Origin of the sequence: Burkholderia sp. BCC0397 (assembly GCF_902832865.1) — a bacterium.
In the GTDB taxonomy this organism is placed as follows: Bacteria; Pseudomonadota; Gammaproteobacteria; order Burkholderiales; family Burkholderiaceae; genus Burkholderia.
This window is the reverse complement of sequence record NZ_CADFDL010000001.1, coordinates 886,837-910,913: the sequence shown is the minus strand read 5'-3', so window position 1 is coordinate 910,913 and position 24,077 is coordinate 886,837. Positions and strand designations below refer to the sequence as shown.

The window sequence follows — 24,077 nt, the reverse complement described above, 5'->3', positions numbered from 1 at the left end:
GCCACGGCCACCGAGCCGACGGCGTGCGAATCGCATCAGCGCGAATCAGCCCGACCGCGCCGACAGATTGATCAGGCCAACGCGTTCACGACAGACGACATACGCGAGCGCGACGGCGACGGCAGTTTCGGCGATCAACACCGCGATAGCCGCCCCGCGCTCCGCGAACAGCATGGCAAGCGGCGGCAGCAGTGTCACGTTCAACACACCGGACGAAATCAGGATGATGCTGAAGGCGCGCTTCATGCCCATCGGCAACATGGTCTGAACGCCGAACAGATCCGTCATGCACGCCATGAACGGCACCAGCGCCAGGCAATGCAGCACGCCGACCGTCGGCGCGAACGAGCTGCCGTACAGGATCCGGACGACGAGCGGCGCGCACGCGTAGATCGTGACCGACATCGCCAGCACCAACGCGCCCTGCAGCACGATCAGCTTTCGCAAGAACGCAAACGCATCGTCGCGTGCGTGATGCATCAGATACGTGATGTGCGGATAGGTTGCTGCTCTCAGCGGTTGCAGCAGACCGACCGCGGCCCGGATCAACTTGTCGCCGGCGGCGAAATAGCCGGCGGCGACACTACCGGAGACGATACTCAACAGGATGGTGTTGGTCGACGCGTAGAACGAGATCGAGGTGGACGCCAGAAATACCTGCGAACCGCCTTTCAGCGCGGCAGCGATGTCGGCGAACCGCAGCCGGACCGGTTCGATCTCGCGACGGAAAGACAGATACGCAAGCAACGTCACCCCGCACAGCATCGGTACTGCCGCGTTGATGGCAACCGCGTGCAGCAGATCGTCGGGCGTGCGCACCCACATGAAGAAGGCAACGACGCTGCATGCACGGTACACGACCACCGTGACACTGTAGACGCTCAACTTCTGGATTCCCTGAAAGTACCAGCCGGGCGTGAGCGCGGCACCGACTGCCATCCCGAATCCGATCAGCAGCGCCGTACGTTCCGCCGCGAAATGCGGGATGAGCAGGGTCAGCGCGACGAGTACGGCGAAGCCGGCAGCCGTGATCGCCCATTGGGCGCACACCGTTGCCCAGAAAATCCGCGATCGTTCCGCCCGGCCGTCCGCCAGCGCGACACGCGGCGTCGCGGTCAGGTCGAAGCTGTAATTGGCCAGATTGATGAAATACGTCGTCACCGCCAGCACGAACGACAACCGCCCGTATTGCAGGGGGCCGAGCACACGCGTCAGGAGGGGCAACGTGACGAGCGGCACGACGTACGTGGAGATTTGCAAGGCGAACAACAACGCGAAATTTTTTCGGACAGCGGTCATCGTGCTTTCTGGGCTGAGAGTAAACAGTGTGCCGACTGTCAATGCGCCCACGTTCGCGGTACATCCGTGCCGATGCCGAGCACGGCACAGAGCGACGACGCGTAGCATTCGACCGAGTAACGCGACCAGTCGTAGTGACGATTTTCGTCATCGAGGTGCGCACGCAGTTCGGCAAGTGCGCGCGCGAAGCCTTCGGACGTGTTCCGGTAGAGAATCTTGTTGCCGATTTCGTCACCAAAGGTCGACAGGCTTCCGATGTCGTGCACGAGCGCCGGCAGGCCGAGCATCGCCGCCTCGACGATCACGAGCGGCGCGTTTTCCACCCAGATCGACGGCAACACGAGGGCATCGTGCGTCGGCAGCGCCGCGAACAACGTTGCATGATCGAGGCGCCCGGCGAAACGCAACCGCCCCGACTCGACGAGTGTCGCGTGATGGTGCTCCAGGTCGGGCCGTTCCGCTCCGTCGCCATAGACGGTCAGCGACGCAATCGCATCGCCGGCCGATTCGCTCATGAGCGCGAGAAACCGGCCGAGACCCTTGTCCGCGTCCACACGTCCGACGAACGCCAGCTCGAGGCGATCACCCCGAGCGGGTTTGGGCGGACGGGGAACCAGCGTCGAGTCGATCGGGTTCGGTACCAGCGTGGCAGGTGTTCGACCGCTCTGCGCGATGAGGTCGCGCATGAACGGACTCGGACAGAGAATCTCGTCGAACAGGCCCAGCGGATCGAAAAGCGTATTGACCGCATGCCAATGCAACTTCTTTGCGACGTCGTGAAGCACACCGCGCGGGCTCGCCTTGAGCGCGATGCGCCGGCTGCGATGCAACTGGTCGATCGGCAACGGCTGCGCGCGTCCGCGGGGATAGACGAGCAGGGTCGGGTTGTAGAACAACAGATGGTAATCGTGCGCGGTCATGAACAGACCGCATCCCGAGCGCCGCTTGTAGCGAGCGAGCACGGGCAAAATCGCACTCGACAGCAGGTTGTGGTAGTTGTGCACGAGGATGCGTTGCGGGCGAAACCGATCGAGCAGCGTGACGAGCGCACGCGCAGCAGCCGGTGACCACGCGCGCGCGCGCCCGCCGCCGACATCGGGCAGCGCATCCTCATCGAAGGTTTCGACCACCACGCCGTCGCGGGCGCGCAGCACGTCGACGGACAGCCGGTACACTTCCTCGGCACCACCCTTGCGAACGAAGTCGTTGATCACCAGCACGCGCATCACGGTCGACCTCGGTGGACGCGCTGTCGCGAGCGCGATGCCACGTCATCGCCTGCTTGACCGGGCCCGCTCGTTGCGCTTTCGTTTCGCAAACCGGCGTCGTCTCGCGTCGCATGCGCAAGATCACGCGCAGCTCCGTCGTGGCGACGCCTGTTCCATTCCCGATGTTCCCGGCACGCTTGCTTCATTGCCATTCCTGAACGGAGCCGCCATGACGCTTGCGAACAGGCAGCCCGATGAAAATTCGACACTGTCAGGATAAGGCGACCGAAGCGGCGGATCTGTTCGTCCGGTTACGTTAGGGAGACGCCGGAAAAAAACCCGCCGGCCGGCTCACCGGTACCGCGCGTCGACGACGCTCGCACGCGGGGGATGCCGCGATCGCCGGTCGAGCCAGCGTGCGACACCTGCATGAACGTTACGAATGCGCGTGCTCCGGTTGCGCAGGCGCCGCGAATTCGACGGGCGCGTACCAGCAGGCAAGCAGCTCGGTGCAACGCGCGACAACGTACTGCGCGGCGGCGCTGCCGTGCAACGAGTGATCGAGCGTGTCCTGCATGTCGACGGATACGTTCGGCCAATGCGTGAACGCACGGGATACGGGGCCGAAATGCCGGACGAGCGCGTCGACGCCCGTATCGAATGTGCCGTAGACGAGATGGGTCCGGACGCCGCGCGCCGACATGTCTTGCAGCAATCCTCGAGGCGTTTCGTTACCCGGACGCCAGCCGAAATGCTCGCCAGCCCGCTTGACGGGCACGGTCATGACGCCCGCGACGAGCCGGAACAGGGCACGCAGGACCGGCCGCGGATCACGCCCTTCGAGTATCAGCCGACGCAGCTTGTGGCGGCTGCGCAGCGACGCCCAATAACCGCGCATCGAGTTCGTCTGGTTATTGACGGCGCTCGCGAGCGTTTCTCCGCGTGGCCATATGAAAACCGGGAGATTGACCGCGATCACGCCGGCGAAATGCTCGCGCGCGGCGGCATGGAGCGACGCGTACGCGCCGGAGCAAATCCCGAATGCCACGATCTCGCGATGCCCCTGCTCCTTCAGCCAGTCGGCTGCGGATGCGATATCGTCAATCACCTGGTCCGAATACGGAATGTCCGACTGATCGTCTCTCGCACGCAAGCCGCTGTCGCCGATGCCGCTCGAATCGATGCGCAGGCTGCTGATACCCGATGCCGCGAGCGACCGGGCAAGTCGAACCGCAAACCGGCCGTCGGCAACATGCGGATTGGCCGCCGTATTGGCGATCAACAGGGTCGGTGCGGCAGCGCGCCGCGTACCGCCGGCCGGTTCGCACAGCACGCCGGCCAATCGCCCTGGCTCCACGGAGATCATGCGCTCGACACAGCCCTGCCCGACCAGCGTCACGGCTGACTCGGCACGCCGCACGGAAACGCGAACGTCCGCGTCGGAACCGTCGTCGATCCAGTTCGCGATCGTGTCGAGCAATCCGTCGGGTAACCGCGACCAGACCGGCTCCCGCATGAGGCCGCCCCAGTCGGGGCAGGTCCGCATGTCGACCGACACACCGCGTGCCTGGAGCACGTCCGACAGCGCGGGACCGTCGCCGTACGGCGTATCGACGAGCAACGCGCGCGCCGGCAACGCCGCGAGCCGGCCGACGGACTCGCACAGGTTGATGCCCCGCAGTGCCGAGACGAGATCATCGGGATACGCGTGCCCGAGCACATGGATCGGCCGCTCCTCCCGAACCGCGTCCCGCACGGCCGGCGGCACGTTGTCGAGCCAACGTTGCGCGACGAGAGAAAGCTCGCGCAGGTAGCCGCGGCCCCGCACAACGGGAGCAAGTGCAATGAAACGCTTTATTCCGGATATGCCGTCCGAAGCAAGGAGCGCCAGCGGCGCGCCGGCCCGTACGCCGATGAGCGTCAGGCTCTCCAGCACGGCGTTGTCGCGCAACGTCCGGGCGGCATGCCGAACGCTTGCCAGCATCTTCTCGAAGCGTTCGGGGTCCAGTTCGTCTCCGAGCGAATCGCCGCTCGCCGGATAGTGAAACCGCAGAACCGGGAACCCCCGGTCGGCGAGATGCTCCGCAATTGAACGAACAAGCTTGTGTAGCCAGAGCGCCTCATGGCCAAGCGGTTCGCAAATGACGACGCCGTGTAGTCGATTGCCCTCGTGAAGCCAGCCGACGCATCCATCGAACTGGATGGGTGTCATGGTTTGGTCCTTGTTTTAAGTGTCTGACAGGCCGGGTTTCAATGCATGCTTGCCGCAGGCCATGGTGTAAGCGCTCGATCTTCTTGCCCGGATGCACGAAGAGAACTACGCCAGCAACGCGCGCGCACTCGCTGCGGACCACCCCGATCCGCAGGCGCTTCAATGTCGAGGCGAGTTTGGAGAATGCCCTTGATGTGCATTCCGCAATATCGCCATGCTTCGCACCGGACGACGTCGATGCACGGCGCAGGCGACCGCACTCGAATGTCCAGAGCGATTGGACCATTTCATCCTGACGTATTCCGTGCGTCACATTACACTTTCAATACGAAACCTGCGCATGTGTCAGGCACTGACATGAACTGTTGCGACTGCGGCCGTCGAGACGCGGGGCACGGCGTCACGGCCCGCGCGATGAGCGCGCCCTACGCCGCAGACGGAATCGGCAGATTCACGACGCGGCTCCAACGCACCGGCACACGGGCGGTCCGGACGGACGCGGCCGCGCCGGTCGCGCTCCGGCGCAGCCGCTCACGCGGCGATACCGGATTGGACACCGTCCCGCCCGGCGTGTATGTGAGCAATCCCACCGAAAACCCATCTTCATACAGGAAGGGAGCCACTGCCTGAAAACTGGTCACCGCGGCAGAGGGCTAACCACCACACCACTTGTTCAGCGTCGCGTCGAACGTAAAGGTCAGAACCTGCCCGCTCGCCATGACGACATTTCCCCCGGTCGTCGTCTGGATGTTCGCGTTGTTCGCGATCGTGCAGTTGCCGTTGGTCGCAACGATCTTGACCGTCTGGCCGTCGATCCCGCCGACCAGGTTGGTCAGCGTCGTGGGTGACGCATAGTTCGCCGTCAGTTTGCTGATACTAGTTACACTCGGCGTCGAACTTGTGCCGACGAAGCCATTCGACCAAAGCGCCATCGCATTGCCGGCGCTGTCGGCGGTCGGCACGCCGTAGCTGTAACGAACCAGCCCCGTCGCATTCTCGATGTGAAATTGCCACGGCCACATTTGCAGCAGGCGCCCGCTGGCCCATGCGCCGTTGACGGCGCGTCCGTAGCGATCCTCAGGAATATATTTGTAGCGCCCGGCAACGCCATTGCCTTGCGACGCATCGACACAGATCTTCGAAAAGTATTCGCCGGCAGGAATGTACGCCGTACTGGATGAAGACGGCGTAAATGTATAGGTATCGGTTCCCGCCGTGACGCTTCCCGAACGCGTGATCGTGCCCGTGATGCCGAAAATGGTCGCCAACGTCGTGTCTCCGGTCCCGTTGACTGCATTCACCGGCATGAAGATCGACAAGTTCGGCGTCGTACCGAACGACCAGCCCGGGATCGCGACAGCGCCCGTCCCCGCCAGCACCAGGGACGAGGTGATCTGCTGAAACACGCTGTCGGTCTCGCAATCGATTCTCAGGTTGTACGGGCTCTCGGTGGAAATGAATACCGCCTCGGCACATCCGAAATAATTCCTGAACCTGATCGTGTTGTAGCCGATGTTCCCGATCGTCACCCCCTTCACCGTCTTCGGCAATGCGAAGGTAAATTCATTGTCCGTGGGATAAACATTGAAATTCGGGTTCGGCAGAATCTCCGCCGCGTAGTCATTACGTGCGCTCAACGGGAAGTTGATGTCGAAAAGGCAGTTGGTGACCTGTCCGATGACACTGAACATCCGCCCGCCGCTCAGTCCCATCGTCGTCATCCGGTCGTGCAGCACGATGTTGCGCGCCTGGATTCCGTACAACGGAAAGCCGGCATTCGACGTGCGCCGATCTTGCACCGCGAGCGCCGTGCCATAACTGAAGATGATGTCGATATTGTTCAGGTTGAACAGGTTCGACGAGTCGGAAGCAGGGGCAGCCGGGCTGTCGTCAAGGTAGATCCCGAAACTGGGCGTGTTCGTCGACAGGTCGCCACAGTGCCTGATCTTCATCGTGTTCAGATTGACTTCGCGCACGTTGGCGCGTGCTTGCGTCGATCCGCTTCCGGTGTCCATCCACAGTACGCCGCCGCCGCGGAAATACAGGCAGTTCACGTGAGCGACATCCAGCCAGTCCACGTTGCCTTGCAACACCAGGCCATGTTGCAGCGATGCACATGCGCGATTGCCCTGAAGGGTAAAGTCGCGCAGGACGCACCCGGCGAGAACGGCCATGTTCGACGTCCATGACACGTTGCCGGTCTGCGGCAGATCCGTCGCTTCGTTGTTGAAGCCCGCGTTCAATACCGTCAGGCATTGCCCGCTGACCCCGGCGCCGAACTGAATGATGGACGTGCGCGCCGAATGCCCGAACACGGCTATCGGCTTCGTGATCGGCGGAAGCGCGAGGCTTGAATAGTAGACGCCGGCAGGCAGGTCGCCTTTGACCGGCCAGATGGTCATCAGGTAGTTCAACCAGGCTGTCAGGGCCGGGCCGTCGTCACTGCCGTAGACCACGTTCGCCCCCGTCGCCGAAGCATTGGCCGCTTTCGCGAGCGTGACTTGCGTTGCGCTGACGAACGCCGCAATCGTGGTGGAAACGACCAGCGTCGCCACGCCACTGGCGTTCGTCGTCGCGATGTCGATACGCTTGCCGACGTCCGCTGCGGTGAATGTCGCCGACGCCGACGAAAAGGAGGTTGAGCCCGATGTCGTGACGCCGTCGTTGACGATCCTGGTGTTTCCCTTCGCGCCAAAATATTTGGCGCTGACCGGCAAATTGGCGGGAAGCGCTGCCGGCAAATCCATCCATACCTGTGTGGTGCCTGCAGCAAGATTGACGACTGCGCCGCCATTGCTCGAGGCCAGCACGGTGTTGCGCGACAGCGTGTTCCCGCTGGCGTTGTATGTGCCGATTCCGATCTCCCAGCTCCCGCTTGGAGCACCGGTACCCGTGACGGCTTGCAGCCCGTAATAGAAAGTATCGGCATTGGCGCACACGGATGAAAATGCGCGGAACCCCGTCATTGCACCGGCAAGGGACAGTGCGCCCGTACCGGTAGAAGTGGTCGTTTCCTGAACCCGATCCTGAAGCTGGAATGCCATGTCGATCCTGGAGATGTGATTGACTGACCTCGCGAAAATCAACTCCTTTTCGCACCGTCAGATTCGATGCCCGGTCTATTGATTATCGAAAAGAGATGAGCGAGCTCGATCGAGCGTACGCATCCGCGCAGGATTAGAAGCAGACTCCCCGGCAAACAGTACGTGAAATGACCAAAGCGATTGATCGCTACCGGCCATCGCCATATGAAAAGGACGTTTCTAACATCCGGCCCGCGCCGTATTCGATGACATGTCAAAGCCCGGCAGTCAGCCCGAATCGATGTGCACGCAACGAAGCGGACTGCCTGTCTCGGCGCATTGCCCGCGCAAAAGCAGTAGCACTCAGGTACTTCTTACCCAACTACACACCCACGACCGGGAACGATGACCGCCTTTCCACCCCGCCGCGCGCCCCTACGAAATAAAGATCACACGTATCGGTAGAAACACCGATGCTGTAGTCGAACTACATTCATACCATTAGTCGCTGCTGAGAGTCGCTACATCCGATTCGCCAGCGTCGGACGGCCCGTGCGTCGCCGCCCGCGTTGACCGGTCGAGCCCAACCGGCAGTAACGATTCCCCGCCTGGCCCGGCATGCCGACGCGCAACCACCCCGCATGCCAGCCGAATGCGTCCGGTGCGAATCCACCGGGCGTGCGCAGCTCCAGACATCATCCGAACAACGAGCAATACGATCATGGAGAGCAACATGCGGGACACCCTCTGGCCGGCCGTCGTGCTGGCAGCGACCCTCTGCACCACCGCCTACGCCGGCGACGCCGATTTCAATGCGCAGGGCGACGCGACCGACGCGTTCGCATCGACCGCCGCGCAACGGCGCGCCGACCTGCTCGTGCGCAAGATGACGCTCGACGAGAAACTTCAATTCATTCATTCGCAATACGAAATGTCCAAGGTGCCGGGCGGCGGTGCCGGCTACATCCAGGGCGTGCCGCGGCTCGGCATTCCCGATCTGAACATGGTCGATTCGGCGACCGGCTCCGGCAGCACGTCGCAGGCCAGCACGACGTTTCCGGCCACGATCGCGGTCGCCGCGAGCTGGGATCGGCGGCTGTCGTACGACTTCGGCAAGCAGGTCGCGATCCAGTTGCGCGCGCAAGGATTCGGCATGGGCCTCGCCGGCGGCACCAACCTCGCGCGCGAGCCGCGCGGCGGCCGCCTGTTCGAGTATCTCGGCGAGGATCCGCTGCTGGCCGGCGACCTGCTCGCCGAACGCACGCTCGCCACGCAGCGGCAGAAGGTCATCGCCACGATCAAGCACTACGCGGGCAACGAGCAGGAGCACGGCCGGATGGGCGGCAATACGCAGATCGACGAACGCACGCTGCGCGAGCTGTACCTGCTGCCGTTCGAGATCGCCGCGAAGCGCGGCCGGCCCGGCAGCGTGATGTGCAGCTACAACCGCCTGAACGGCACCTATGCGTGCGAGAACCCTCACCTGCTGAACGACGTGCTGAAGAACGAATGGGGCTTCCAGGGCCAGGTGCAGTCCGACTGGGGCGCCACGCACAGCACCGCCGCCGCGATCAACGCCGGGCTCGACGAGGAAGAGGACGTCGGGCCGAGCGTGTACCTGACGCCGGCGGCCGTCAAGCAGGCGATCGCGAACGGCTCGGTGTCGACCGCGCGCCTCGACGACATGGTGCGCCGCAAGCTCGCCGTGATGATCCGCGTCGGCGTGATGGACGATCCGGCCAAGGGCGGCGGCACGATCGATTTCGCGGCCGGGAACCGGTTCGCGCAGGCGGCCTCCGAGCAGTCGATCGTTCTGCTGAAGAACGACGGCAACCAGTTGCCGCTGGTCGCGTCGGCGCTGTCGCGTATCGCCGTGATCGGCGGGCATGCGGATGCCGCCGTGCTGTCCGGCGGCGGCTCGGGCAACACGCGCGATCCGGTAACGGGTTCGTTCGCAGGCTGCGGCGGCCTGACGTTCGGGTCGTCGACCGGGTGCAGCTGGTGGCGCAATCCGTGGCTCAAGGTCGACGTGCCGATCGTCGCGGCGATCCGCGCGCTGGCGCCGGCCGCGCAGGTCACGTATGCAGGCAACAGCGACCAGCAGTCGCCGTTCCGCGCGTACACGCAGCAGGAAATCGACCAGGCCGCGGCGCTCGCGGGCCGCTCGGATGTCGCGATCGTCGTGGTCGCGCAGCCGGCCGGCGAGGATTTCGGCGACCTGCAGAGCCTGAGCCTCGCGAACCCGTCGAACCAGGATGCGCTCGTCGAAGCCGTCGCACGCGCGAATCCGCATACGATCGTCGTCGTCCAGAGCGGCAATCCGGTGCTGATGCCGTGGAAGGACAACGTGTCGGCCATCGTCGAGGCGTGGTATCCGGGCGAAGCCGGCGGCAAGGCGATCGCGAACGTGCTGTTCGGTGCGGTCAATCCGTCCGGCAAGCTGCCCGTGACTTTCCCGGCGCGCGATCAGGACTCGCCGACGTGGGGGCAAAACGGCACGTTCGACACCGACCCGGTGTACGCGGAAAAGCTGAGCATGGGCTACCGCTGGTATGACGCGCGCAACATCAAGCCGATGTTCGAGTTCGGCCACGGCCTGTCGTATACGCACTTCGCGTATTCGGGTCTGTCGGTGTCGAAGCAATGGGACGGCTCGCTGAGCGTCGCGTTCACCGTGCGCAACGACGGGCGCGTTGCCGGCGCGGAAACACCGCAGGTCTATCTCGGCGTGCCGTACAAGGACGAGCCGCCGAAGCGGCTGGTCGGCTGGGACAAGATCCGGCTGAATCCGGGCGAGGCGCGGCGAGTGCGCGTGACCGTGTCGCCGCGGATGCAGAGCGTCTGGGATACGTCGCGCAACGGCTGGCGGGTCGTCTCGGGCGGGACCGTGTATGTCGGCGCGTCGTCGCGCGATATCCGCTTGCAGGGCCACTGAGCGAGCGACGATGAAGCGACCGGGGGCGCCGTGCATCGCGTGTGCGGCGCCCCCGCTTGGGCGACGTGAAGCGCGTTACCTGAACAGCAGCGCCAGCACCGTCGCAAGCGCCGCAATCGCGGCGATACCCGCCGCCACACCCGCCAGATGCGCGGCAATCACCACGCCGGCCGGCAATCGCGACGCGATGCCGGCCATCACGCGCCGCCCGCTTCCAGCGTGTCGAGCAACGGCCTCGCCAGATGCAGGACCTGGTACACCGTGCCCGCGCCGCCGTCGTCCGGTTCATGTTCCGTCACGAGCGCACGCGTCAGCCGCCAGCGCAGCGGATCGAGACTGACGGCCGCCGCGACCACGCCCTGCCGAGCCGCCGCGTCGCGATTGCGTGCGATCTCCCGCGCCAGTGCCGCATCGAGATCGGCGTCCGGCGGAATCTCGATCGTTTCCAGACGCGCGAAACGTCCCGTCGACGCACTGCCCTTGCGCGCGTCGAGCGCAACCTGCGTGTCGATCGGCGCGCGGCCGAAGCTGTCCGTCACGACCCGATAGCGGCCGTCCGTCACGAACCGCGCGAACGCCTGTTCGTTGCGCCACAGGTAAAACGACGCATAGCCGTTTTCCGTCGCGCCGTGGCGGCCGGCCTCGCGCAGCAGGAATCCCTTGAACAGCAGGTCCGGCGTGTCGTCCCAGAGCCGGCCGCGCTCACGCACGCGATTGCGGATGATGTCGAGGTCGTAGTCCGCCGGCAGGCGGTGCACGTAGTACGCGGTCAGCATGATCGACTCCTGGCGAAAGAAACGGGCGGCATTCCGGACGGCATGAAGGCAGCGTAGAAGACCTTGAATTATTTGAAAAGACGATGGCAGAATATTTCAATGATTCGATTCTGAAATGAATGAGGGTGCGATGAAAACGCTCGACATCGAAGCCGTGCAGGCATTCGTGCTGACCGCCGATCTCAAGAGCTTCACGCGTGCCGCGGAAGCGCTGGACACGACCCAGTCCGCGGTGAGCCTGAAGATCAAGCGGCTGGAAGACGGGCTCGGCCGCCGCCTGCTGGAACGCACGCCGCGGCAGGTTCGCCTGTCGGCCGACGGCACCGCGTTCCTGGAGCCGGCGCGCGAACTGGTGGCCGCCCACCATGGCGCAATCAGTGCGTTCGGCACGAGCCAGCGACGGCTGGTGATCGGCGTCAGCCACCATGTCGTCGGCGCCGATCTCCCGATGCTGCTGCGGCGGATGAGCGAAGCGGAGCCGGCGCTCGTGCTGGAGATCCGCGTCGCCGCGTCGCGCGACGTGCTCGATGCGTTCGATCGCGGCCAGCTCGATGCGGCCGTCGCGCTGCAGCACGACAGCCGGCGGCTCGACGGCGAAACCATCCTGTCGGAGTCGTTCGGGTGGATGGCGGCGGCCGATTTCGAGCACCATCCGCCGCAACCGCTGCGGCTCGCCACGCAGGCCGAACCATGCAGCGTGCGCCGCATGGCGGTCGACGCGCTGGACGAAGCCGGCGTCGCGTGGACGGAAGTGTTTGTCGGCGGCGGCGTGGCGACGATCGGCGCGGCGGTGTCCGCGGGGCTGGCCGTCGCGGCGCTCGGGCATCGCGTCGCGCCGGCCGGCACGGTCGACGTGGGGATGCGGTACGGGCTGCCGCCGCTGCCGACGCGCGACGTGGTGCTCTACTCGAGCCTGACCGATGCGCGCGCCCGGCAGGCGCTGCGCACGCTGGGCGCGGCGCTACGGTCGTCGGTCGGCGTGCGTTGACGCCGCGCGCGGCATCGACGAATTGATTTGAATCACTCGAAGGGAAGCAACATGCGTGCGCCGGACGAACTGATAAACGAACATGACGCCGCGCTTCCGTCCTTGATCGACTGGGCGCCGGCAGCGAGTCATCGTGGCGAGATATTGCCGCCGTCGGACACGTCGGTTTATGCGACTCGGAGAGCCGACCCTCCGACTGGGATTAGTCGCTCAGCAACTGCCCCTCGCGTCGATTCTCGAGCGGCGTCTTTCCGGCAATCTTTCCGATGATCTTCCCGGGCCACGCATAGGTCTGATTGTGACGCGCGAACAGCAGCCCGTCGGTCATCGCCTCGATATCCACGCTCTCGCCGACCGGGTCCACGATGGTCGCGACGACGTCGCCGGCCTTGACCGTATCACCCAGCCGCAAACGATAGACAACCAGACCCGAAACGGGCGATTTGACCTGCTCCATCGCGGTCAAGCTGGTTGCGTCGCATCGAAGGCGTGGCAGCTCACCGTCCGTCGGACCGTCGACGACACCGCGCCGTTCGAGAACACGGTAAAGCGCTGCCGCATCGTTCCGCGCATTGTGCGGATCGACGTCGTCGTTACTTCCCAGCTCCAACGTCGCGGCTACGCATGCAGGGGGAACAGGCAGGTCGGGATAGCGCCGGGCCAACGCCCACCACGGGCCGCTGCACGCTTCGTCGAACGGACTGCCGCCCGATACATCGGCAAGCAGGACGGCACGCGCGTCGATCTCGGCTGCCAGGTCGAGCACATCCGGCCAGAGCGTCTTGCCCACGTAGAGGTGCTTCAGCGCTTCGTTGTCCGCATGAAGATCGAGCACCAGATCCGCGTCGAAGGCCTGCAGCATCAACGTCCGGCGCAGCGCGTCGACCGTGCCGGACGGTGACCATTCAAACAGCGCCTCCTCCATCGCTGCACGTATGGTCGCCACGTTGGCCGACGAATCGGCACCCAGCCTGCCTTCGAGCCGGGCACCGATCTCACGGGCAAGATCCGGATACTCCCGGTTGAAATTGCTGCCGGTTTGAGCGTCGTAGCGGCCCAGCAGGAAACCGTCTCCATACTGTTCGAGGCCGATCGGGTTGGCCTGCGGCACGACGACGATTTCGCCCCTGATCCGGCCACGTGCTGCTGCGTCGTCGAGCAATTCGCGCAAACACCGCAGTACTAACATGCCCGGAAACTCGTCGGCGTGAAGACCCGCCTGTATATAGACCTTCGGCCGTGCGCCGACGGCGCCATAACGGAATGTCGACACCGCGTATGCTTTGGCGGAATCCGTCGCCGGCAGCGAGACGTCGACGCGATATGCCGGATTGGGTGCGCCCTCGGGGCGGTCTTCTTGCATGATGATCTCTCCGTCTGGTTGTACTGGACCAACCTCACAGGTTGGCACGACGCATTGAATCAATGGGGCCGGCCGACGTCGTCGCGAATGCTCTCGATATCGAGAATCCCGGCCCCGCCTTCCATGGCCAGGTAGCGAAGCGAAATCGGGCTATCCGTTCCCGGGTCGTGGCTCGCCTCCGGATCGAACGATGTGCATTCGTCCAATATCCCGTTCACCAGCCGTTTCAGCGCTGCGTCGGCGGTTTCCGAAGGTTCGTTGCGCGAGATCTGCCCGCTGTTGAGATCGATGAGATCCCCCGGCAATGCGAACGACAGCATCGTGCCCGGCGCGATGAAATCGTCGCCCTGAGATTCGACGTGCACCTGGTCGATCTCGACCAGCACGACACCATTCGCGCCGACGACGGTCAGCATCGAATTGTCGTGGTTGGCAATGACTCCGCTGTCCTCGCAGAGTCCGATACCGTATCGGACGCCCTCTTCCGCGCATGCGACGATGAGACGGCCGAGGCGTCGCGCGGAGGACAAATTCTGGTCGACGATCGCACCGCCGAAAATTCCCAGTCCCTCCTGGATCACGAGGCCACGGCGGCCCAGATCGGACGCGACCCCGAAGCGAAGCGCTTCATAGGTAGTTCCGCCGGCGATCATGAAGCCGGATAGCGCGGATGCCGAGCCGCTGACCGCAACGATCGTCGCCCCGGCCGCATACGCCCGCACGATCGCAAGCAGCACCGGTGTCACCTCGCCGCGGTGCAACAGCGCCTCCACCAGGCGAATCTGATTGCCCCCGGACATCACGATCGTCTTCAGCGATGCGATCTTCTCGACGATCTCGGAATCGGCACCGATTCGATCGATATTGTCGATCGTCACGTCGAAATCGATCGCTTCGATCCCGTGGCGTGCAAACGCCTGCCGATACGCACGCCCTTCGTCACGCGGCTCAGCCGATGCCGAAGCGATGATCCCGACCGGCTTCTTGCAGTCGAGCACAATATCGTCGAACAGCGGCGAATCGGCCCGAAGCGGCGATGACCCCAACAACATCAGCCGCGCGCCGGGCCCCGGCTTGATGCCGTAATCGCGCGCGAGCGCCGACTTTCGACTGGCCGCCAGTTGGGCCGCGTTGAGCGTACGACTCGACAACGCCGCACGAAAATTGATCGCAGTCATCCGCTGCATCCTGTCACGCTCGGCAATCAACGCACGGGAAATTCGCTTGACGCGCTGGAATTCGACGGTGGTCGCCGTTCCGGCTCTCGGGTCGACCGCGCGTGCGCGGTCGGCCACATAGCTTTCGGGGTCGCCCAGCACCAGACGCGCCATCAGGTCATACAACGTATAGGCTCCAAATACGTTGCGCAGCGAACGAGCCGGTACCCGATAGCCTATGTCGCGGGACGTTACCGGCCGCTTGTCGGCATGGGGAATGGCTTCCGCGCGACTCAGGTCGAATGCGTCGCCATCGTCCAGATACGTGACGGTGATGTTTTCGACGGCACGGCGCTCCCGATCGATCCGGACGTCGGCAAAGTCCAGCACGAACGCCCCATATTCGCCGACGACGTAAGCAAGGGTGCCATCCACGAACAGCGCGGTGTTTTCGTCCACGCCGAAGCCGAGCGGTGTTCCGCTTTCGGCCATCGCGACGACCAGGCGGCCGAACCGCCCGCGCTTGATGAAATGCTGATCGACGATCCCCCAGCGGAAGAAGCCGAGGCCGCGGCCGAGCAGCATCCCGCGCTGCTCGGGATCCGCGACGACACCGAAGGTCGCGGCCTCCAGCGACGTACCGCCCTCGATCATCGTCTCCGACATCATCGCCGCGCCGGCACTCGATCCGGCGACGAGGCCACCGTTGGCGTGAACCTCGCGGATCGTGCGCAAAAGCGGTGTCTCGTCCCCGTCCGGCGCCAATACCTGCGTGATAAACGCCTGATTGCCGCCGGTAAAGTAGACGCTACCGTATTCGCGGACCATCTCGAGCACGACCTCGTCGTGCGCAGCCACGGCAGCCTGCTCGCCATACACGCCGGCCAGTGTCGCATCGAAGCCGTGCGCCCGGAACACCTCGACCGTCTCCGGCCCGACTGTCTCCGGCTCCGACGAGGCGGTCGGGAAAACGACGATGCGTCCGCCCGACAGACGATGCATCTCGTCGTAGATCGCCGCGTTGTCGTCCTCCAGACGGCCGCCGATGACGGCGAGCCTCGGTGCGCCAGGTTCCCGGCCGCCGGTCGGGCTGCTGTTCACAATTGTCATAACCTTCGATCCATTCAGGCCGCAGGAGAAATCAATACGCCGCGCTCGTCCGCGATCAGCCTGTACCCGTCGGGAATATCGAAGCCGGCCTCCTGATCGGTGACCGAAGGCGCAGTGTCGTCCGCCTCTTCGAATTGCGGCTCGAACTGGACGATCTGCTTCCACGACCGGGTGATGTTTTCGCAGAAGAACAGCAACAGATCGTCGCGGCGAGCCCGGGAAAGCGCCTGATCCAGCGCATCCTCCTCCCGCTCGATGATCTCGATCGCATCCTCCGACACCCCCTGAGCGATGAGCGCCGATCGCATCAACCGCGGCATTTCGTCGGGAGCGCGTCCGCGCAGCGTGTCGTCGCGGTGACAGATATAGGTATCGAAATGGCCGGCCACCTTCTCTGCAATCGCGACGACGTCTTCGTCACGTCGATCGCCCGGACACGTTACGCAAACGATACGGCGACCGCGCGGATTGATTCGGTCGACCAGTTCCGACATCGCGGCGACGGCGGCCTCGTTATGGCCGTAATCGAGGATCACCCGGAATCCGTGCTCGTCATAGAAATTCATGCGGCCGGGCGACTGGAAGAACGTCGTGCCGAACGTGCGCAAGCCGTTCCGGATCTGGTCGAGCGACTTGCCCAGCGAATACGCGATACCCGCCGCGAACATCGCGTTCTCGACGTTGTGAAGCGCCTTTCCTTCGAGTGTTGCCGGAATCAGGTGCGTCCACATCAGCGGAATCTGCATGCCGTTGTCGTAGATGACGATCTGGTCGCCGTTCATGCCCTGCTCGAGCACGACCGCCCGCTTGCCGAGCCGGATGTGTTCGCGCACGAGCGTATGATCCGGATTGCGCGTGACGTACATGATCCGCTTGGCCGGGGAATACGCCGCCATCTTCAGCGTATGCTCGTTGTCCGCATTCAGCACGACCGTGTCACTGCTCACCTCGGCGATCACGCGCTTCACCTCCGCCAGTTCGTCCAGCGTATCGACGCCGCCCAGTCCGAGATGGTCCGACGTAACATTGAGCACCGCGCCGACGTCGCAGAACATGTAGCCAAGCCCGGAGCGAACGATGCCCCCGCGCGCCGTCTCGAGTACCGCGATATCCACCGACGGATCGCGCAATACCATCTTCGCCGAAACCGGTCCGGTCATGTCTCCCTTCACCGTGACATTGCCGTCGATGTACACCGCGTCGGTCGACGTTTGCCCGACGACGTGACCGGCCATCTTCAGAATGTGCGTCAGCATGCGCGAGCAGGTCGTCTTGCCGTTGGTGCCCGTGATCGCCGCAATCGGAACGCGGCTCTGGCTGCCCTGTGGAAACAGCATGTCGATGATCTCGCCGCCGACATCCCGCGATTTTCCTTCCGACGGTGCAATGTGCATGCGCAGGCCCGGACCTGCGTTGATTTCGCAAATCGCCCCGCCTGTTTCGCGGTAACTCCGAGTGATGTCCGATGTAAGAAAATCCACGGCCCCGATGTCGAGGCCGATTGCACGAATTGCGCGCTCCGCCATCAGCCTGTTATCCGGATGAATGACGTCCGTGACATCCACCGCAGTGCCGCCCGTCGAGATATTTGCCGTCTTGCGCAGATAGACCGTTTCACCTGCAGACGGAACGCTTTGGGCCGTGTAGCCGCATGCCTCGAGCAAACGCGTTGCCTGTTCGTCGAGTTCAAGCTTGGTCAGCACGTTTTCGTGCCCGACGCCGCGACGAGGATCCTGATTGACGATGTCGACCAACGCCTCGACCGAATGCACGCCGTCGCCAACGACGTGCCCCGGCACGCGCCGCGCGGCCGCCGCAAGCTTGCCGTTCACGACGAGCAGGCGATGGTCGTCGCCCGTGATCATGCTTTCGACGACGACGGCGCTCCCCTCCTTGTCCGCATGTTCGAAGGCCATCTCGGCGCCGGCGTCGTCCGTGACGTTTACCGTCACGCCGCGACCATGATTGCCGTCGAGCGGCTTGATCACGACCGGATAACCGATGCGCTGGGCGGCAGACACAGCCTCGTCGACGTTGTAGACCAGCCGCTGCTTGGGCACCGGCAACCCGAGATCGGCAAGCAGTCGGTTGCACATGTTCTTGTCGGACGCGATCTCCACTGCAATATGCGACGTCATGCTGGTCAACGCGGCCTCGATACGCTTCTGGTATTTCCCCTGCCCCACCTGGATCAGGCTTGCATCGTTGAGCCGGTACCACGGAATGCCTCGCGCCTCGGCGGAGCGAACCAGTTCGAGCGCAGACGGACCGAGCGAACGCTTGCCCGCGAAGCGGATGAAACGCAAGATGTCGCGCTGGAGGTCGGGATGCTCGCCGCTGTCCGCGCGCGCGATGGCAACCAGCATGTCGCATGCGATTTCGGCCGCTTCGAGCCCGATCTCTTCGGAGCCGTAGCTGTACAGCACCTCGACCTCGCTCGAACGAGCCGACGGCCACGACATCGCAAGTTCCCCGCCTTCGCCGACCAGCCGTTGCAGATACAACGCGACACGCGCAAGGAGCACGCCAACCTCGACTTCCGGGACGCCGCGTGTCGGCACGGCCAGCATGCGTATCACGGGTTCGGCACGACCAGGCGCATAACTGTCGGCCAACCCGGGCAGGCTGGCCGACAGGGCATCGACAACAGCCGGTCCGAGGCGATGCAGTCTGGCCACGTCGTCCGAATGCATCTCCACCGTCGAGCGGATGAGAGGTTCTTTGGCATAAATGTTCGGTCCGACATAGACGGACGTGGAAACGATATTCATAAACACCTCTCTTCTTGAAAAACGCGATCACCGTGTCGTTATCGCTGCACCGACACTCGCGTGGACAGCGGGGAGCAAGCACCTCGATCGGTACGTCGACCCGGTTCGCCCGCCCCCCGGATTCGGCACCGGGCAAGCTTCGCCTGTCCGCTATTCGTCCATCCGCGGCAAAACGAGTCGCGGAACCGGGGCATGGCGGATGATCTTTCCGGAGTTCGAACCGATGAACACTCGCATCAGCGGTCCCAGATGGCTGGAGCCAACGATGATCAGTTCCTCTTCACACCAATCGAGCGATTCGAGCGCCGTTCTCCAGGTCGGACCATCGCCGAGTGCGCTCGTCAATTCGACATTGCCTTTCCACGTCGAGCGAATCGAGTCGTGGAGGGCCTGTGCCTGACTGCGAAATTCGTTCGCCACCATGTTTTCTGCGTCGTAACCCACACCAGTCGGATACATCTGGTTGTCGCGCACAATGAACGTCGCGATCCGCAATCCGACACCGCCGACATCGGCTACCGCGCCGGCCCGCTCCGCCAGCGACGCGGAATATCGGGTTCCCGACAGCGCACACGTCACACGCTTGACGACACGATCCGGCGCAGCGGAATAACCGCGCGGCGCGAGAGCGACTGGCACGCCAGCGTTATGCAGGACATTGCTTGTCACGCGTCCCTCGATGAACGTGCCGGCCGTTGCCGATCTGGCCGACCCGAGCACGATGCAGTCGGCGCAGACGTCATTGGCTGTATTCATCAATCCCTCGGCGGCTGACGCCGCCGACCGCGCGACGAAATCCGCTTCGATATCGCCCGGCGCGATAGCCCGCGCTGTGGCGAGTGCCTTCTCCGCATGCTGAGCGAGAAAATTCGCGTATTCGATGTCCACGCGCGCAACAGACGGGTAATCCCACGCCGCCGGCACGACCGTGCATACGACGAGACTACCGCCTGTCGAGCGTGCGAGAACCGCGGCAAGGTTGAGCGCTTCGTGTCCGCCTTGATCCGGCGAAAAACCGACCAGATATTTCATCGCGTGGTGTCCCTGGCTGAGATCAGTTCGTCCATATCCTCGAGCGCCGAATTCCGGGACGAGTACGTGAGGTAAAACACCGCGGCCAGTACGACCCACACAGCCGTCAACTTGAACACGATCGCCGACAGGCTGAAGATGAGGTACACGCAGGCGACGATACTCAGCAAGGGCAGGACCGGAAACAACGGCACCTTGAACCCGCGCGGCGCATTCGGCTTCGTATAGCGCAGCACGATCACGCCAGCGGAAACGACCGTGAAGGCGAGCAGCGTGCCCATGCTGGTCAGATCCCACAGAATGTCCGCTGGCAGAAAGCCCGCGATGACCGCCACGATGCAAGACACGATGACCGTGTTGGCCGTTGGCGTGGCTGTGCGCGAGTTGACGCGATGAAGAACCGGCGGCAGCATGCCGTCTCGCGACATCGCGAACAGGATGCGTGTTTGTCCGTACAGCACGATAAGCGTGACGGAGAAAACCGAGACTACCGCTCCGGCCGACAGGACAACTGCTGGCCAACGCGACCCCGTTACCTTCTGCAGAATCATCGCGAGACCGGCCTCCTGTCCGTTGAATGCCGCCTGCGATTGCGCGCCGAGCGCGGCAAGGGTAACGAAGATGTACACGGCGGTGACGATGCACAACGCGCTGATGATTGCGATCGGCAAATTCCGTTTCGGATTCTCGACCTCTTCGCCAGCGGTAGATACTGCATCCAGTCCAACGAAGGTGAAGAAGATCGAACCCGCCGCTGCACTGATGCCCGCGATACCATGCGGTGCGAAGGGCACCAGATTGCCCGCATCGAATGACGTCGCCGCTAGCGCGACAAACAAGGCGAGTACCCCGAGTTTGATCACGACCATGATCGCATTGGTACGGGCTGACTCCTTCGATCCGCGCATCAGCAACAAACAGCACAGGAAGACGAGACACGCAGCAGGAAGATTGACGAGCCCCTTTCCACCGAGGTGGAGTGAATACCCTTGAGCGACGAGTGGCGCCGACAGCATCCATCCAGGCAGTTCAAAGCCCGTGACGTTCAGGATAAGGTTGTGCAGGTATTCGCTCCAGCCGACCGCAACAGCCCCGGCCGATATACCGTATTCCAGCACCAAGCACGCGCCGACCAAAAACGCCACGCCTTCGCCCAGCGTTGCATATGCGTAGGAGTAAGACGACCCCGACACCGGAATCATCGAACTCATTTCCGCATAGCAGAGGGCGGTCAGACCGGCCGCGAATCCCGCCACCAGAAACGCGATCAGAACTGCAGGGCCCGCGACCGGCACCTGCTCGCTCAGCACGAAGAAAATGCCTGTACCGATCGTGGCGCCGACCCCGAACATGGTCAATTGAAACAAGGTGATCGATCGTCCCAATCCGTTCTGGTGACTCACGGCACTCGTATCGACGATGAGCGCGTCGATAGGCTTCTTGCGCATTAATCGGTGCGCGAGAGACGGCAAAGTCTTCATGAGAATTTCTCGATAATTGGATATTGATCGAACCTTCTTTTGAATAAATATACACATCATTTCGATAGAAAATCCCATCGAAATAAATATCAAAACCCACCATTTCTGCATTGAACGGTCCATCGAAGTGCAGAATCTTCTGCGACCGATGCGCGCGTTCAGACGACATATATTCCCGTCACCCAAGTGAAACCGGTCAGCGGGGTGCAGTGTCCGATCGGCTGGAGAAGCACTGGGCGGATCGCGACTGAATCCGTGAAGATTTGTATGAAGACTGAAATCACGACGGCGGATCGATTCGCCTATTTCGATCCGCATCCTGGCTTGGCAGGATCTTTCATATTGGGTAACGTGGCGGCTCTATTTCTAATTAATTTCGTGCTACCTTTATCGCTGCACGGATTTTTAATTGGAAGTCGTCCGACCTGACGTGCGTTGCTATTGAATGAAGTCTCGTCTATCCAGCAGCCCTTGCCTCGATCGCTTTCTGTGCACGCCGCCACGCCATTCCTCTAACTTGATATTTGATATCTCATCGTGAACACGCCACTCTTCTCCGCTGTCCAGCTTGCTCCCCGCGACCCGATCCTGGGCCTGAACGAAGCCTTCAACGCCGATGCGCGTCCGACCAAGGTCAACCTCGGCGTCGGCGTGTACACGAACGAAGACGGCAAGATTCCGCTGCTGCGCGCGGTTCGCGACGCGGAGAAGGCGCGTGTCGAGGCCGGCCTGCCGCGCGGTTACCTGCCGATCGACGGGATCGCCGCCTACGATGCGGCCGTGCAGAAGCTGCTGCTCGGCAACGACTCGCCGCTGATCGCGGCGGGCCGCGTGGTCACGGCCCAGGCACTGGGCGGCACGGGCGCGTTGAAGATCGGCGCCGATTTCCTGCGCACCCTGAATCCGAACGTGAAGGTCGCGATCAGCGATCCGAGCTGGGAAAACCACCGCGCGCTGTTCGAAGCGGCCGGCTTCGAGGTCGTCGCGTACCCGTATTACGACGCCGCCTCCAACGGCGTGAACTTCGAAGGCATGCTGTCGGCGCTGAACAGCTACGCGGCCGGCACGGTCGTCGTGCTGCACGCGTGCTGCCACAACCCGACCGGCGTGGACCTGACCGAAGCGCAGTGGCAACAGGTCGTCGACGTCGTGAAGGCGCGCAACCTCGTACCGTTCCTCGACATGGCCTACCAGGGCTTCGGCGAGAACATCGAAGCCGATGCCGCTGCCGTGCGCCTGTTTGCCGCGGCCGACCTGAACGCGTTCGTGTCGTCGTCGTTCTCGAAGTCGTTCTCGCTGTATGGCGAGCGCGTCGGCGCGCTGTCGATCATCACGTCGAGCAAGGAAGAAGCCACGCGCGTGCTGTCGCAACTGAAGCGCGTGATCCGCACGAACTACTCGAACCCGCCGACCCACGGCGGCGCGGTGGTCGCCGCGGTGCTCGCGTCGCCGGAACTGCACGCTTCGTGGGTGCAGGAACTCGGCGAAATGCGCGACCGCATCCGCGCGATGCGCAACGGTCTCGTCGAGCGCCTGAAGGCAAGCGGCGTCGATCGCGATTTCAGCTTCATCAACGCGCAGCGCGGGATGTTCTCGTATTCGGGCCTGACCTCGGCACAAGTCGATCGCCTGCGCGACGAGTTCGGCATCTATGCGGTCGGCACGGGCCGGATCTGCGTCGCCGCGCTGAACACGCGCAACCTCGACGCGGTCGCCCAGGCGGTCGCAGCCGTGCTGAAGTAACCCCGTGCCGTCGGGCTGGCGGTAGCTTCCGGCCTCGGGTGCCATGCGCTCGAGGCGCCTCGCCTGCTCCCGCGGCCTCGATTACCGGACAAGCACCTACGATTCGATGAAAACGTTGCCATCCCGACACGGCACTTCGCTGTCGCGTCTGCGGTCTTCGTCGGTCACACACGATCTTGCGCACGACAATAATTTGATCATTTACGCTTCGACAAAACCGCTCCGTCATTCGCATCGGAGCGACGCGGCGTCGAAAAGATATCGGCTTTGCATCAGCATCATCTGGAGTGTGGCAATGAAAGACGGCGACGGCGCAACGACCCTGGATCAGCTGGATCTTCGAATCCTCAGCCGGCTACAGGCGGACGGTCGGGCCACCAACCAGGAACTGGCGGATTCGATTGGGCTTTCTCCCAGTGCGTGCCTGAATCGCATCAGAAGACTCGAGCGTGCCGACATCATCTCCTTCTATCAGGCACGAATTCAGTTAACCAAAATTTGTCGTCACGTCGACGTCATCGCCGCAGTCACACTGAAGAATCACACGCTCGAGGATTTTCATACCTTCGAGGATATGGTGTTGTCCATGCGATTCGTGGTCGAATGCACCAAGGTCAGTGGGCAGACCGACTATCTTGTCCATTTCGTCTGCCCCGATATCTTCGCTTATCAGATGCTCTCCGACGAACTGCTGAAGATCGGCCCGCAGGTCAGCAATCTCTCCAGCTACATCGTATTGAAATCGATCAAGCCATTTCGAGGTGTCGCTCTCGAGGACCTGGTCGATTCGAAGGTCGAGCGCTGATCGGATTGCTCGCCGGCAGGAATTTCGACAAGGTCGTCGTGCGCGTCGACCCGGACGAACGGACCTGAGCCAATCACGCTTCGCGCGTCGGTGCCGTCTGGCGCGGACGCGTTCACAACTCGATTCGATAAGAAATGGCTTCAAAAAAGCCATCGTGGTCAACTTTATTGCTGG

The 24,077-nt window shown here is 63.2% G+C and carries 16 protein-coding genes; 5 read left to right on the top strand and 11 right to left on the bottom strand.

Translation table 11 applies throughout. The annotated features are described in order from the left end of the window. Positions 1-45 precede the first annotated feature (45 nt). The 4 genes from HWX03_RS04090 to HWX03_RS04075 all read right to left on the bottom strand — a co-directional run bounded on the left by HWX03_RS04090 (position 46) and on the right by HWX03_RS04075 (position 7,763). The gene (locus tag HWX03_RS04090; protein WP_175870333.1) at positions 46-1,299 is read right to left on the bottom strand and encodes an oligosaccharide flippase family protein; all 1,254 of its coding nucleotides are present in this window, start codon (positions 1,297-1,299) and stop codon (positions 46-48) included. 38 nt (positions 1,300-1,337) lie between these two features. Beyond that, positions 1,338-2,525: a glycosyltransferase gene (locus HWX03_RS04085; RefSeq protein WP_175870518.1), complete on the bottom strand. Its 1,188-nt coding sequence runs from the start codon at positions 2,523-2,525 to the stop codon at positions 1,338-1,340. Positions 2,526-2,943: 418 nt separating this feature from the next. After that, complete coding sequence (locus HWX03_RS04080) at positions 2,944-4,719, bottom strand: alpha/beta hydrolase (protein ID WP_175870332.1); 1,776 nt, start codon at positions 4,717-4,719, stop codon at positions 2,944-2,946. A gap of 653 nt (positions 4,720-5,372) precedes the next feature. After that, a complete protein-coding gene (locus tag HWX03_RS04075; RefSeq protein WP_175870331.1) occupies positions 5,373-7,763 on the bottom strand; it encodes a hypothetical protein in 2,391 nt (796 codons plus the stop codon). 712 nt (positions 7,764-8,475) lie between these two features. Between HWX03_RS04075 and HWX03_RS04070 the strand changes: the two genes are divergently transcribed. Further along, complete coding sequence (locus HWX03_RS04070; RefSeq protein ID WP_175870330.1) at positions 8,476-10,677, top strand: glycoside hydrolase family 3 C-terminal domain-containing protein; 2,202 nt, start codon at positions 8,476-8,478, stop codon at positions 10,675-10,677. Positions 10,678-10,752: 75 nt separating this feature from the next. On the opposite strand, the gene HWX03_RS37175 is transcribed toward HWX03_RS04070, so the two are convergent. Next, on the bottom strand, positions 10,753-10,875 hold the full coding sequence (locus tag HWX03_RS37175) for a hypothetical protein (RefSeq protein ID WP_279612209.1): 123 nt from the start codon (positions 10,873-10,875) through the stop codon (positions 10,753-10,755). Beyond that, positions 10,875-11,453, bottom strand: coding sequence for a DUF4865 family protein (locus tag HWX03_RS04065; protein WP_175823073.1), 579 nt, complete (start codon positions 11,451-11,453; stop codon positions 10,875-10,877). The genes HWX03_RS37175 and HWX03_RS04065 overlap by 1 nt, the downstream gene beginning before the upstream one ends. 130 nt (positions 11,454-11,583) lie before the next feature. Between HWX03_RS04065 and HWX03_RS04060 the strand changes: the two genes are divergently transcribed. After that, positions 11,584-12,441, top strand: coding sequence for a LysR family transcriptional regulator (locus HWX03_RS04060; protein ID WP_175870329.1), 858 nt, complete (start codon positions 11,584-11,586; stop codon positions 12,439-12,441). 202 nt (positions 12,442-12,643) lie between these two features. Here the strand turns inward: HWX03_RS04060 and HWX03_RS04055 are convergent, their stop codons facing one another. From HWX03_RS04055 to HWX03_RS04035, 5 genes are all read right to left on the bottom strand, one after another. Beyond that, complete coding sequence (locus tag HWX03_RS04055) at positions 12,644-13,804, bottom strand: succinylglutamate desuccinylase/aspartoacylase family protein (protein WP_175870328.1); 1,161 nt, start codon at positions 13,802-13,804, stop codon at positions 12,644-12,646. A 59-nt stretch (positions 13,805-13,863) separates the two neighbouring features. After that, positions 13,864-16,071, bottom strand: coding sequence for a cyanophycinase (locus HWX03_RS04050; RefSeq protein WP_175870327.1), 2,208 nt, complete (start codon positions 16,069-16,071; stop codon positions 13,864-13,866). 14 nt (positions 16,072-16,085) lie between these two features. Then, on the bottom strand, positions 16,086-18,842 hold the full coding sequence (gene cphA, locus HWX03_RS04045; protein WP_175870326.1) for a cyanophycin synthetase: 2,757 nt from the start codon (positions 18,840-18,842) through the stop codon (positions 16,086-16,088). Positions 18,843-18,992: 150 nt separating this feature from the next. Continuing rightward, positions 18,993-19,874: a universal stress protein gene (locus HWX03_RS04040; protein ID WP_174391261.1), complete on the bottom strand. Its 882-nt coding sequence runs from the start codon at positions 19,872-19,874 to the stop codon at positions 18,993-18,995. Next, a complete protein-coding gene (locus HWX03_RS04035) occupies positions 19,871-21,466 on the bottom strand; it encodes an amino acid permease (RefSeq protein WP_208456793.1) in 1,596 nt (531 codons plus the stop codon). Before HWX03_RS04035 ends, HWX03_RS04040 begins: the two co-directional genes overlap by 4 nt. Positions 21,467-21,622: 156 nt before the next feature. On the opposite strand from HWX03_RS04035, the gene HWX03_RS04030 reads away from it, so the two are divergent. From HWX03_RS04030 to HWX03_RS04020, 3 genes are all read left to right on the top strand, one after another. Next, complete coding sequence (locus tag HWX03_RS04030) at positions 21,623-21,784, top strand: hypothetical protein (protein WP_175823067.1); 162 nt, start codon at positions 21,623-21,625, stop codon at positions 21,782-21,784. A 108-nt stretch (positions 21,785-21,892) separates the two neighbouring features. Beyond that, positions 21,893-23,098: an amino acid aminotransferase gene (locus HWX03_RS04025; RefSeq protein ID WP_175870325.1), complete on the top strand. Its 1,206-nt coding sequence runs from the start codon at positions 21,893-21,895 to the stop codon at positions 23,096-23,098. Between the two features lie 295 nt (positions 23,099-23,393). Beyond that, positions 23,394-23,903, top strand: coding sequence for an Lrp/AsnC family transcriptional regulator (locus HWX03_RS04020; RefSeq protein ID WP_174388571.1), 510 nt, complete (start codon positions 23,394-23,396; stop codon positions 23,901-23,903). Positions 23,904-24,077 lie beyond the last annotated feature (174 nt).